The sequence below is a fragment of the Microbacterium trichothecenolyticum genome, assembly GCF_041938625.1.
Lineage (GTDB): Bacteria > Actinomycetota > Actinomycetes > Actinomycetales > Microbacteriaceae > Microbacterium > Microbacterium trichothecenolyticum_D.
Genome location: NZ_CP169427.1, coordinates 2,290,843 through 2,300,960, shown reverse-complemented (window position 1 = coordinate 2,300,960; position 10,118 = coordinate 2,290,843). Strand labels below are relative to the sequence as shown.

General features: G+C 70.2%; 22 protein-coding genes. All 22 read left to right on the top strand.

The genetic code is table 11. The annotated features are described in order from the left end of the window. Positions 1-6: 6 nt before the first annotated feature. The 22 genes from ACEYYH_RS10635 (at position 7) to ACEYYH_RS10530 (ending at position 10,045) form a co-directional block, all read left to right on the top strand. Entirely contained in the window at positions 7-162 is a 156-nt protein-coding gene (locus ACEYYH_RS10635; RefSeq protein ID WP_374978129.1) for a hypothetical protein, read from the top strand. Then, positions 155-439, top strand: a complete 285-nt coding sequence (locus tag ACEYYH_RS10630) for a hypothetical protein (protein ID WP_374978128.1) — start codon at positions 155-157, stop codon at positions 437-439. Before ACEYYH_RS10635 ends, ACEYYH_RS10630 begins: the two co-directional genes overlap by 8 nt. Beyond that, the gene (locus tag ACEYYH_RS10625) at positions 436-828 is read left to right on the top strand and encodes a hypothetical protein (RefSeq protein WP_374978127.1); all 393 of its coding nucleotides are present in this window, start codon (positions 436-438) and stop codon (positions 826-828) included. The genes ACEYYH_RS10630 and ACEYYH_RS10625 overlap by 4 nt, the downstream gene beginning before the upstream one ends. Beyond that, positions 825-1,466, top strand: a complete 642-nt coding sequence (locus ACEYYH_RS10620) for a hypothetical protein (RefSeq protein ID WP_374978126.1) — start codon at positions 825-827, stop codon at positions 1,464-1,466. Before ACEYYH_RS10625 ends, ACEYYH_RS10620 begins: the two co-directional genes overlap by 4 nt. Then, positions 1,463-1,882 (top strand): hypothetical protein, encoded by a 420-nt coding sequence (locus ACEYYH_RS10615; RefSeq protein ID WP_374978125.1) that lies wholly within the window; start codon positions 1,463-1,465, stop codon positions 1,880-1,882. The genes ACEYYH_RS10620 and ACEYYH_RS10615 overlap by 4 nt, the downstream gene beginning before the upstream one ends. Continuing rightward, entirely contained in the window at positions 1,879-2,439 is a 561-nt protein-coding gene (locus ACEYYH_RS10610; RefSeq protein ID WP_374978124.1) for an RNA polymerase sigma factor, read from the top strand. The genes ACEYYH_RS10615 and ACEYYH_RS10610 overlap by 4 nt, the downstream gene beginning before the upstream one ends. Further along, entirely contained in the window at positions 2,436-2,957 is a 522-nt protein-coding gene (locus ACEYYH_RS10605; RefSeq protein WP_374978123.1) for a hypothetical protein, read from the top strand. The genes ACEYYH_RS10610 and ACEYYH_RS10605 overlap by 4 nt, the downstream gene beginning before the upstream one ends. Next, positions 2,954-3,181: a hypothetical protein gene (locus ACEYYH_RS10600; RefSeq protein WP_374978122.1), complete on the top strand. Its 228-nt coding sequence runs from the start codon at positions 2,954-2,956 to the stop codon at positions 3,179-3,181. The genes ACEYYH_RS10605 and ACEYYH_RS10600 overlap by 4 nt, the downstream gene beginning before the upstream one ends. Beyond that, complete coding sequence (locus ACEYYH_RS10595; RefSeq protein WP_374978121.1) at positions 3,178-4,806, top strand: DNA cytosine methyltransferase; 1,629 nt, start codon at positions 3,178-3,180, stop codon at positions 4,804-4,806. Before ACEYYH_RS10600 ends, ACEYYH_RS10595 begins: the two co-directional genes overlap by 4 nt. After that, entirely contained in the window at positions 4,803-5,579 is a 777-nt protein-coding gene (locus ACEYYH_RS10590) for a hypothetical protein (RefSeq protein ID WP_374978120.1), read from the top strand. Before ACEYYH_RS10595 ends, ACEYYH_RS10590 begins: the two co-directional genes overlap by 4 nt. Before the next feature lie 211 nt (positions 5,580-5,790). Continuing rightward, complete coding sequence (locus tag ACEYYH_RS10585; RefSeq protein WP_374978119.1) at positions 5,791-6,309, top strand: hypothetical protein; 519 nt, start codon at positions 5,791-5,793, stop codon at positions 6,307-6,309. Then, entirely contained in the window at positions 6,306-6,491 is a 186-nt protein-coding gene (locus ACEYYH_RS10580; protein ID WP_374978118.1) for a hypothetical protein, read from the top strand. Before ACEYYH_RS10585 ends, ACEYYH_RS10580 begins: the two co-directional genes overlap by 4 nt. Further along, on the top strand, positions 6,478-6,657 hold the full coding sequence (locus ACEYYH_RS10575) for a hypothetical protein (protein ID WP_374978117.1): 180 nt from the start codon (positions 6,478-6,480) through the stop codon (positions 6,655-6,657). Before ACEYYH_RS10580 ends, ACEYYH_RS10575 begins: the two co-directional genes overlap by 14 nt. 41 nt (positions 6,658-6,698) lie before the next feature. Next, positions 6,699-7,112, top strand: a complete 414-nt coding sequence (locus tag ACEYYH_RS10570; RefSeq protein WP_374978116.1) for a hypothetical protein — start codon at positions 6,699-6,701, stop codon at positions 7,110-7,112. 94 nt (positions 7,113-7,206) lie between these two features. Continuing rightward, positions 7,207-7,434, top strand: a complete 228-nt coding sequence (locus ACEYYH_RS10565; RefSeq protein ID WP_374978115.1) for a hypothetical protein — start codon at positions 7,207-7,209, stop codon at positions 7,432-7,434. 169 nt (positions 7,435-7,603) lie between these two features. Continuing rightward, positions 7,604-7,978, top strand: coding sequence for a hypothetical protein (locus tag ACEYYH_RS10560; RefSeq protein WP_374978114.1), 375 nt, complete (start codon positions 7,604-7,606; stop codon positions 7,976-7,978). Positions 7,979-8,155: 177 nt separating this feature from the next. Then, positions 8,156-8,476, top strand: coding sequence for a hypothetical protein (locus tag ACEYYH_RS10555; RefSeq protein WP_374978113.1), 321 nt, complete (start codon positions 8,156-8,158; stop codon positions 8,474-8,476). A 68-nt stretch (positions 8,477-8,544) separates the two neighbouring features. Further along, entirely contained in the window at positions 8,545-8,889 is a 345-nt protein-coding gene (locus ACEYYH_RS10550; RefSeq protein ID WP_374978112.1) for a hypothetical protein, read from the top strand. Continuing rightward, entirely contained in the window at positions 8,886-9,275 is a 390-nt protein-coding gene (locus ACEYYH_RS10545) for a hypothetical protein (RefSeq protein ID WP_374978111.1), read from the top strand. Before ACEYYH_RS10550 ends, ACEYYH_RS10545 begins: the two co-directional genes overlap by 4 nt. Next, positions 9,272-9,640: a hypothetical protein gene (locus ACEYYH_RS10540; protein WP_374978110.1), complete on the top strand. Its 369-nt coding sequence runs from the start codon at positions 9,272-9,274 to the stop codon at positions 9,638-9,640. The genes ACEYYH_RS10545 and ACEYYH_RS10540 overlap by 4 nt, the downstream gene beginning before the upstream one ends. Continuing rightward, entirely contained in the window at positions 9,637-9,909 is a 273-nt protein-coding gene (locus ACEYYH_RS10535; protein WP_374978109.1) for a hypothetical protein, read from the top strand. Before ACEYYH_RS10540 ends, ACEYYH_RS10535 begins: the two co-directional genes overlap by 4 nt. Beyond that, a complete protein-coding gene (locus ACEYYH_RS10530; protein WP_374978108.1) occupies positions 9,899-10,045 on the top strand; it encodes a hypothetical protein in 147 nt (48 codons plus the stop codon). The genes ACEYYH_RS10535 and ACEYYH_RS10530 overlap by 11 nt, the downstream gene beginning before the upstream one ends. The last annotated feature ends 73 nt before the right edge of the window (positions 10,046-10,118 follow it).

The following is a 10,118-nucleotide window of genomic DNA, read 5'->3' as shown; positions in this document are numbered from 1 at the left end:
GAACCGATGGCAAAGCCGATCGACGGGGACGCGGTTCTCGCGTTCTGCGCGGAGCGAATCGAGCGGATGAAGAACCCGCTCACGAAGGCGATTTACGCGGGGCTCGCCGATCGCATCAAGAGGGGGCAGTTCGACATGAATCAGGAGCAGAGCAATGGCTGAGGCACGCATCGACCGGGAGGAGCGGGCGCAGGAGCTTCTCATCGACGCGAGCGCGTACGACCTGACACAGCCAGCGACGGCGGCTCGGCTGATCGCCGCGGCGCAGGCGCACGCGACGCTCGCGCTCGTCGAGCAGCAGAGGATCGCGAACCTCATCGCGCTCGGCATGTACAAGAACGCGGACGGATCGCGCCTCGCACAGCACGCAGTCGCCACGGCGACAGGGCTCTCGTCGGTCGCCCTGCGGGAAGACATCCGAGAGGGGCTCGGGCTGTGAGCATCGAAGAGGAGCAGATCATCACCCTCGCGACCGTCGAGGTCGCCGAGGACTATCGAGTGCTGCTGACCGTGACGGATCTCGACACGCCGTTCACGCACTCGCAGACCGAGGCTCTGATCGCTGAGCTGCAGGACGCTCTCGACGACGCGCGCCGGATGCTCGAGGAGGACTATCCGATCCTCGATCCGGACACCGTCGCCGAGGTGCGCGCGTCGCACGGGTTCGACGTCGCGCCGATCTGCCGGGAGTGCCAGGAGCGGAAGCACACCGCGTGCACGGGTATCGCGCTCCTCGACGGCTCGAACCCGGCGCACCCGAACCTTCTCCTCGAGCTGCCGTGCGGCTGCTCCCGGGTCGACCACGTCGTGATTGGAGCGGACGCATGAGCGACTGGCCTGCAGGTCTCACCGTGGCGCCCATCGGCGAGTGGCCGGGCGTCCTCACTCCTGAGCGTCAGCGAACGCGGTCGCCGTTCTCGGCGTCGTGGTCCGATACCCTCGGGCTGCTGCGCCGGGAGCTCGCGCACCTCCTCGCGAAGGACGCCGAGCTGCTCGTCGCGGTCCGCCCGGAGGACTTCCGCCTCGACGGCCGTCCCCGCGCGAACGCGAAGCAGGAGCACCCGGGAGTGATCCTCTCGTTCGACTCCTCGGTCGGGCATCTCTCGTACCCGTGCGACACGTTCTCCACGTGGCAGGCGAACCTCCGCGCTGTTGCGCTGTCGCTCGAGTCGCTGCGCCGCGTCGACCGCTACGGCGTGACGAAGCGCGGCGAGCAGTATCGAGGGTTCCTCGCCATCGAGGCTCCCGCATCGGCGCCGACCGCGTTCGAGTCGGCGGATGCCGCGAAGTCGTGGATCTACTCGCTGATCGAGCCGCACTTCATCGCGGGCGGGATGCTCGACGTGCCCGCGGCCGTGCGCCGGGCGAAGCGGATCGCGCACCCGGACATCGTCGGCGGTGACGCGCAGGTGTTCGCGCGGGTCATGCAGGCCGAGGCCGTTCTCCGTGGGGAGGGCGTGCTGTGAGGTGGTCAGAGGAGCAGCTCGTCGAGCTGATGCACGACATCATCGATGCCGACCAGCTCGGCATCGCTATGTGGGTCATCGACCACGTCGGCGTCGATGACGCGGCGTGGGACGACCTGGCACTCACGGTCGCGTCGATGGCGGCGACGGCTTTCGAGCGGGTCACGCGCGCCGAGCTGGGCGACGACGAGGAGATCGTCTGGTCGCCGGTTCACCACGACGACGTCGAGCAGGTGGTCCGCGACGCCGGTCAGCTCATCACCATGCAGATGAACGAGGACGCCCCGGGGCAGCTCGGGATCCTCGCGGCCGTCCGCTCGCGTGACGAGGTCGAGGAGTTCGTCGGCGCGCTGTGCATCATCGCGGCCGGCGCGATGCGTGCCGAGGCCGTCCTGCCTGCAGGGGGTCGGTCGTGAGCGTCGCAGTGGTCGAGGAGACCGAGCTGAAGTGCGGCCGGTGCGAGCGTCCGATGCGCGCGCACGGGACGTCGCTCGAGCAGTTCCCCGGCACGGTCATGCACCACTCGCGTGGGCTCTGCCACACCTGCAGCGAGAAGCCGCACGAGATCGGGTTCCGGATCGGCGACGACCCGGCCGTCCCGATCCGGTCACTCCTGCGCCCGTCGACGTTCCAGGTGTTCGAGCGTCAGGCGAAGCGGTCGGGGACGACGGTCGGCGAGATGCTGTCGCGTCTCGCGGATGCCGCCGTGGTCCGCCCGCCTGCGCCCGCTGTGAGCGCTCCGGAACCCGTCGAGGCACCCGCGGACCCCGAGCCGATTCCATCGCCGCAGAAGCCGACCCGCGCCCGCAAGGCATCGGTACAGCTGACCGACGAGCAGCGGCTCGAGGTCGTGCGTCTCCGCTCCAAGGAGAACCTCACGCATCAGCAGATCGCGGACACGTTCGGCGTGCACTACCAGACGGTCCGGAACATCCTCCGCGATGCGCGCACTCGAGGGGAGGTCATCGCGTGATCCCGATCCTGACTGTGCGTCAGCCGTGGGCGTGGGCGCTGATCCACGGCGGGAAGGACGTCGAGAACCGCTCGCGGTCGCTCGGTCACTACCGCGGGCCGGTGCTCATCCACGCGGCTAAGGCGTTCGACGAGGAGGCGCGCGACCGTGCATCCTGGCCGGCGCTCCGCGACGCTCTCGCGCTCCGGCAGGACGCGCACTCGCAGCTCCCGCTCGGTGTGATCCTCGGCGTCGCCGACCTCACCGACGTGCACGACGACGACGAGGGCAAGCCGTGCTCGCCGTGGGCCGAGTGGCTCGAGCATCACCACGTGTTCGCGAACCCGCGCGCGCTCGACGAGCCGATCCCGTACCGAGGGAACCTCGGCCTCCGGAAGACGTCGTTCGACATCGCGGGGAAGTGGCTCGTCGAGACGACCGACCGCTGCACGTGCGGGCAGTCGGGCGTCGGCGGGCCGCACGAGCCGGGGTGCGGGCTCGAGCCGGTCGCACTCCTCCTCGATAGGACGACGTCGTGAGCGCGGCGGCACCTGCACCGGTCGTGTTCACCGCGACCCACTGGCACGGGACGTGCCCGCTCGGGTTCGACACGATCCGGCCGGGCGACGTCGTGCAGTACGACGACGGAGCGCTCGTGCACCGGGCGTGCTGGAAGCGCGAGGAGCCGCGCCCGGTCTGCCCGACGTGCTTCATGCAGATCGCGCTGAACGGCGCATGCGGATGTGAGGAAGAGGACTCATGACGACCCCGATCGGATACCAGCAGCCGACCGTCCCGTGGAACGGGCTCACGGTGACGGACCTCTTCTGCGGCGCCGGCGGCTCGTCGTCGGGACTCGTGGAGGCGGGCTACCGCGTGATGATGGCGGCGAATCACTGGGCGCTCGCGATCGAGTCGCATCAGGTGAATCACCCGGAGACGGATCACTCGCAGGCCGACATCTCGCAGGTCGACCCGCGGTACTTCCCGCGCACCGACGTGCTGTGGGCGTCTCCGGAGTGCACGAACCACTCGATCGCAAAGGGCGTGAAGCGGCAGCGTGCGCTGAACGAGGCGCTGTTCGAGCTCGACGGCACCCGCCCGCTCGACGACGCCGCGGCGAACCGCTCGCGGGCGACGATGTGGGACGTCCCTCGGTTCGCCGAGGTGCATCAGTACCGGGCGATCATCATCGAGAACGTCGTCGACGCGTACCGGTGGATCATGTTCCCGGCGTGGCTGCAGGCGATGGAGCTCCTCGGATACCGGCACGAGATCGTGTGGCTGAACAGCATGCACGCGCAGCAGGGCGGGCTCCCCGCGCCGCAGTCCCGCGACCGCATGTACATCGTGTTCTGGCGCAAGGAGCAGAAGGGCCGGCCGAACCTCGAGCGGTGGACGCGCCCGCTCGCGATGTGCGCCGAGCATGGGGAGGTCCGCGCGACGCAGTCGTTCAAGAAGTCGGAGCGCTGGGGCCGCTACCGGGCGCAGTACGTGTACCGGTGCCCGAAGTGCGGGATCGCGATCGAGCCGGCATGGCTCCCTGCGCTGTCCATCATCGACTGGGCGCTCCCGGCGCAGCGCATCGGCGACCGCTCGAAGCCTCTCGCTGACAAGACGCGCGAGCGGATCCGGAAGGGGATCGAGCGGCACTGGTCGCCGCTGGTCGTCAAAGCCGCGGGGAACACGTACGACTCGGCATCCGGGAAGCCGGGCAACTACCTGCGGGTCTCCGAGCTCGTCGAGGTGCTCCCGACGCAGTCCACGTCGGCCGAGCACGGTCTCGCGATCCCGCCGCTCATCGTGAACAACGTCAGCGGTGCGGATGCCTCACGGACGACGCTCGTCGACGAGGTGCTCCCGTCGCTCGTCGCCGGCGGCACGCACGCGTCGCTGCTCGTCCCGGTCGAAGGTCGCGAGGGGAAGGTCGCGGCATCCGCGCTCGACCCGATGCGGACGCAGTCGACCCGCGCCGAGACTGCGCTCGTCGTCCCGCTCCGCAATCACGGCGTCGCGAAGCCGGTCACGGACCCGATCGACACGGTCAGCGCCGAGGGCAACCATCACGCGCTACTCATGCGGAACAACGAGGGCGGCGCCGAGATGTCGACGCCGGTCGTCGAGCCGATGCGGGCGCTCACGACGCACGGGCATCAGTCGCTCATCGCCCCGTCGGCGCCGGTCTCGCTCGACGTCGACGACGCCGGATTCCGGATGCTCGAGCCGCACGAGATCCAGGCCGGGATGGGGTTCGCTCGCGACTATCTGCTGCTCGGGTCGAAGCGCGACAAGGTCAAGCAGGCCGGGAACGCCGTCACTCCGCCCGCAGCTCGTGATCTCGGATTCTCGGTCGCTGAGTTCCTGACCGGCGCGGCGGTGCCCGCGTGAACGGGGAGATCACGGCAGAGGAGATCTCGGCGCAGGAGTGGAAGCGCTGGATCGGCCGCTTCACCTGGCATCTCGACCAGGCGCCGGGGCTGCTCGAGGCGATGCGCGAGTCGGCATCCGGGATCCGCGCCGTCGTGTACGACCGGGACCGGGTCGACTCGTCCCGCGAGGGCGTGCCGCTCCCGTTCCGCGAGGAGGTCGTCGACGACGCCGACGGGCTCTGGCGCGAGCTCGTCGAGTACGGCCGGGCTGTCGCTTCCCGGATCGGCGGCGGACCCGCGGCTCTCGACGCGCTCTGGACGCGCGGTGCGGCCGGCGGGCTCCGCTCCGGCACGGATCCCGAGACCGCCCGACTGCAGGCGTACGAGATCGTCGTGTGGCTCGTCGAGCACGTCGCCGACGTCGCGCAGCACTCAGACCTCGACGACCTCGAGGGGTCGCTGTTCGCCGAGATCCGGCGCCTGCGTGGCCGGTACACCTCCGACCGGGTGAAGCCGCGAGCCGTCCGGGCGTGCACGCTCTGCGGCGCACCGTCGGTCGCGGTCGAGTGGCTCTCCCTCACGGAGGAGGTCGCGGAGTGCGGGTACTGCGGGCACTCCGAGCACCGCTCGACGTCGAACCCGCCGAGGTCGGAGCCGTGCGCCGAGGCCGCGCACTCCTCGTGCGAGTCGCTGCTCTGCAGGTGCGACTGCCACGACGACCGCACGACGTCGCTCTACTCGGTGGGCGTGCCGGTGCACATCCTGCGGGCGAGGGGGTCGACGTGGGTCTGACGTATCGGGAGGCCGGGGCGCGGGTGCGCCGGTCGATCCGCACGATCAAGCGGTGGCGGCGCGGCGGGATGCCGATGGGGTGGGAGACCCGCGACGGACAGCGGATGCGCGTCGTCGACGAGACGGTGCTCCTCGGATGGTTCCGGGAGCGACTCAGGGCAGATCCGGCGCATCAGTACCGGATGAGGAAGCAACGAGAAGGGATTCAGGGATGAGCGAGAACGAAGGCAAGACGGTGGTAGAGGTCGCCCGCGCGGCTCGGGCGAAGGTGGACGCACGGTGCGCCCTGCCTCGCCTCGGCGTGTCGATGCACCGGGAGATGGATCGCGACGTCCTGGCGCTGCAGGAGGCTCGGGCCGCGTTCGACGCCCTGATCGCTGAGCACGAGACTTGGGCAGACCAGGTGCGCTTGCTCCGCGCGGACGAGGCGGAACTGCACCGAATCCGCAACGCCGCCCCTCCCACCGACGACGAGCGCGAGGCGCTGGATCGGCTGTCTCAGTGGGTTGCGATGGTGACCAACCCTCTCCCGGGACTGCGCGATCACCACGAGGACTGCCGTGTGGTGGTTGCCATGCTCCGCCGACAGGGACCGATCACCGACGCACAGTTGCTCGCTGCGCTGAACGCATACGACCCACGATTCGCGACCGACAACCTTGACGACTATGCCGAGGAACACCAGGCGGACATGCGCGCCGCTCTCGAAGCCGCAAGGGACGCATCATGACCGTTCTGTACGTCACGCATCGCGACGAGGAGACCGGCATCGTCGCCGCGATCACGGACGACCCGTGCTCGTGCGGCTGGGCCGAGACGGTGCTGCACATCCACCCGGACGGCCGCGTGATGCGCGGGTGCCCGTCCTGCGAGACCGAGACCGAAGAGGAGTCGACCGATGTCGAGCAGTGAACGAGCAGAGCGTCAGAGACGCGCGGACGCCGAGGGGAAGCCGGGGCGCATCGTCGACCTCGGCGCGATCATCCGGGCTCACATCGAGCAGCTCGAGGCGCAGAGGGGGAAGCCGTCGCCGCTCGACGCGCTGATCCCGCCGCGAGAGGAGACGCGCGATGCGTGACTGGGATCAGATCGAGAAGCACCTCGGCACGGTGCATCGTCGTGTCGGAGTCCGACTACGCCGTGATGCGCGACTACGCGAGAGCGCAGCTCACACGACCGACGGGGGTCGACATCCAGACCGTGACCGGGATCCCGGTCGTCACGGCGCCGGACTGGACGTGCGACGAGTTCGCGGTCGCGTGGCTCCGACTCCGCGTGCACCTCGAGCGGCCGTTCCGTCGCCTCTTGCGGTGGGACGCGGGGCGCTGGCTCTACTTCCGTCGTCTCGAGGTCGCGAACGGCTGGCACGACATCCGGTGCCGCCTCGGGTTCGGGCACGACTGCGTCTATGACGACCCGACCGATCCGGACTACCCGGGGTTCACGGCGGGGATCTGCTACAAGCGGGGGCTACACCGCGGGCGGCGGTGGGCACGCCCGGGGACGAAGCTGGCCGACGAGGGGGAGTGGTGAGCCCGCGGCACTGCGCCGGCTGCGGTCAGCCGATCGGCGAGGCCGATTTCGTCGAGACCGTCGACGGGTTCGTGGTGCACGAGGGATGCAAGCCGTGAGCGCGCCGATCGGGGCTGTCGTGAAGCTGTACATCGACTCGCGCCAGCAGCTCGAGGTCGGCGACGTCGTCGAAACCGAGGCGGGGCGCCGGTACGACGTGCTCACGGTGCGAGTGCAAGAGCGCGGCAAGCATCGCGGCCGTCAGCACTTCTCGGCGCGCGTAATGGCTCCTGACGAGCCGCCGCGCGAGCGCACGCAGCGGATCCGGTGGTACCGCCGATGAGCAACGGACCGATCTCGCAGTGGTGGAAGTCGCACGCTCCGGTGCGGGTGTCGACGACGGACGCGGCTCGGGTCTGCGCGTCGGGCGGTCCGGCCGGCGAGGGGCGCTCATACTGCGGCCGGAGCAAGGCGAAGCGCGTCGACCCGCGGAAGGAGCCGCAAGCCGTGACGTGCTCCGACTGCATCGCGGCGGCACGAGCAGACGCGGCGGCGCGCTCGTGAACGTCGGCGAGGTGTTCGGACCGCTCCCGGTCTCGTGGGATGGCGAGCCGGTCGACTGGGGGCTGTGGGAGCCGTCGATCCCGCTGATCATCTGCGACCGCTCCCCGCGTCGCCGGGTGTGGGAGTCGATCTGCGCCGGCTGCGGCCGGTCGTCGATCGCGGCTCCGATGTGCTGGGGGAAGCGCCGCGGCATCCGGGATCTCGTCGCGTTCCGCTGCACGGGGTGCGGGCACGACTCCGTCCTCGACCGCCGCACCGGGGAGGCGTGGGAGCTCGGCCCGGAGGACTACGGGCTCGCCGGATCGAACCCGCCGCGCAGGTGATATCACCTCGGGCTCTTTGACGAGCGAGTGCTGTCACTCCCTAGGTTGATCATTGCGATCAGTGTCTCGGGGGAGTCCACAGAATCGCACTCCCGGCCGGTCGGCTGATGCCGCGTCCTCCCTTCCCTTCAGGACGCCGTCGTGCCGACCGGCCGCACACTTCCCGAGGGGGTGCCGATGGGCGTCAGAACGAACACGCGCCGTCAGCACACGCAGCGGAAAGACTTCCGCGCCGAGTGCGAGAGCGAGATCCAGCCGGACGGCTCGGTCGGGCGCCCGTGCTGGATCTGCGACCTCCCCATCGACTACGCGGCGGCGTACGACGACTACGGGAACGACGACCGGTTTCAGGAGGACCACTTCTGGCCGGTCTCGACGCATCCGCACCTGCAGGAGGACCCGGAGAACAAGCGGCCGTCACACGCCGGCTGTAACCGGGAGCGAGGGAACGGCGCACCGGTCGTCGACCTCGGCATCCCGTCGCGCCAGTGGGCGTGACCGACACAGAGCTTCCCGGCGCCATCGCACGGGTTGGGTAACACCGCATCAACCGCCGAGGAGGCGTCATGTCCGACATCAACGCGACCGCACCGGTCCCCACGCTGGGCCGCATCGTTCACTACACGCTCTCCGAGGACGACGCCGCGCGCATCAACAAGCGCCGCGACGACGCGGTCGAGACCGCGCACCGGAACAAGCTCAACCCCGAGGCGACCGGCAAGCAGGTGCACATCGGGAACCGCGTCAACGCGGGCGAGGTGTACCCGATGGTCATCGTCCGCGTGTGGGGCACGACCCCGACGTCGTCGGTCAACGGGCAGGTGCTGCTCGACGGGAACGACACGCTCTGGGTGACGTCGGTCTCGGTCGGCGACGGTGAGCGCCGCTTCCAGTGGCCGGCGCGCGCATGACCGCCTCGGTGGGTGCCGTCACGGTCACGCTCTCGCTCGCCGTGGGCGCGGCTCCGGCGCAGGAGGTCGGCTCCGTCGAGGTCCCCGTCGCCGCGCGCGTCGAGGGCTCAGCACCGGGAGAGCTGCGCGCCGTGCTCGAGGTCGCTCCGGACGCGTTCGGTGCCGCCATCGCGGGGGCGCTGCGCGGCATCGCTGACCGCTTCGATCCCGCGATGCCCGACCCTGAGCCGGTCGACCTCGCGGGGGATCTCGCGCCCGGCGCGGTCCTGCTGCGCTGTGCGGAGCCGGGATGCGGCGCGACGATGGCCGGCTGGCCGGGGGAGACCATCGAGCACGCCGACGGCGGGGCGCACGTGTGGTCCTCGACGTACGGTGCGGGCGCGTGACCGTGAACCGGTTCGCAGCGCTCGGCCTCCTCGCCGAGGCGCTCGACGGGAAGCTCATCGCCGTGGTGACGCAGGAGCGCGCCGAGGTCGTGCCGACGCTCGACGGCGTCCTGCAGTCGGCCGCGACGTTCGTCGGAGAGGACGAGGGGGTCGACGCACTCGACCTCCGCGTCGTCCGGCGTAACGGGCTCGAGGCGATCCGCACGCAGAACGGCGGGACGATCCTCTTCCTGTCGGCGGGGGAGACCCGCCTCCGGCTGTCGCGGATCCGGCTCGACGCCGTGTACCTGCAGCGATACGCGCACGTCCACCCGGACGCGCTCACCCGCCTGACGGTCGAAGGCACGGAGGTAGTGCACGCATGAGCGAGGGTCTGAGCGCATCCCGCCTCTCACTGCAGGGGGAACGCACGAAGGCGACGAACGACCTCGCCGCGACGGATGCCGAGATCGCCTCACTCGATGAGCGGCGCAGCATGCTGCAGTCCCGCCGGGACTTCCTGCAGGGGAAGGTCGACCAGCTCACCGAGGGGATCAACGCACTCCGCGCCGTCGAACGCGGGGGGACGGAGACAGAGGAGCCGAGCGTCCCCGACGCGGAGCCAGTCGGGGAGGAGACCGCCGATGTCGCCTGACTACCAGCACGACGGACTCCGGCACGCATGGGTGCACCCGGAGACCGGGACGACCATCGCCTGCGAAGACATGCCGCTCGAGCTCGCGCCGCAGATCCAGCCGCAGAGCATGATCCGCCCCGACGCGATCCGCTGAAAAATCCAGCCACCCGGCCACGGGGGCGGACCACCACCGGGGGACGAGTCCTCTCCCCCCGGGCATGTCGCGC

Excerpts from the sequence above, each read along its gene's own strand:
- ACEYYH_RS10555 (WP_374978113.1), top strand. The coding sequence starts at position 8,156 with ATGGGCGTCAGAACGAACACGCGCCGTCAGCACACGCAGCGGAAAGAC.
- ACEYYH_RS10530 (WP_374978108.1), top strand. The coding sequence starts at position 9,899 with ATGTCGCCTGACTACCAGCACGACGGACTCCGGCACGCATGGGTGCAC.
- ACEYYH_RS10550 (WP_374978112.1), top strand. The coding sequence starts at position 8,545 with ATGTCCGACATCAACGCGACCGCACCGGTCCCCACGCTGGGCCGCATC.
- ACEYYH_RS10595 (WP_374978121.1), top strand. The coding sequence starts at position 3,178 with ATGACGACCCCGATCGGATACCAGCAGCCGACCGTCCCGTGGAACGGG.
- ACEYYH_RS10535 (WP_374978109.1), top strand. The coding sequence starts at position 9,637 with ATGAGCGAGGGTCTGAGCGCATCCCGCCTCTCACTGCAGGGGGAACGC.
- ACEYYH_RS10620 (WP_374978126.1), top strand. The coding sequence starts at position 825 with ATGAGCGACTGGCCTGCAGGTCTCACCGTGGCGCCCATCGGCGAGTGG.
- ACEYYH_RS10545 (WP_374978111.1), top strand. The coding sequence starts at position 8,886 with ATGACCGCCTCGGTGGGTGCCGTCACGGTCACGCTCTCGCTCGCCGTG.
- ACEYYH_RS10635 (WP_374978129.1), top strand. The coding sequence starts at position 7 with ATGGCAAAGCCGATCGACGGGGACGCGGTTCTCGCGTTCTGCGCGGAG.
- ACEYYH_RS10585 (WP_374978119.1), top strand. The coding sequence starts at position 5,791 with ATGAGCGAGAACGAAGGCAAGACGGTGGTAGAGGTCGCCCGCGCGGCT.
- ACEYYH_RS10580 (WP_374978118.1), top strand. The coding sequence starts at position 6,306 with ATGACCGTTCTGTACGTCACGCATCGCGACGAGGAGACCGGCATCGTC.
- ACEYYH_RS10630 (WP_374978128.1), top strand. The coding sequence starts at position 155 with ATGGCTGAGGCACGCATCGACCGGGAGGAGCGGGCGCAGGAGCTTCTC.
- ACEYYH_RS10575 (WP_374978117.1), top strand. The coding sequence starts at position 6,478 with ATGTCGAGCAGTGAACGAGCAGAGCGTCAGAGACGCGCGGACGCCGAG.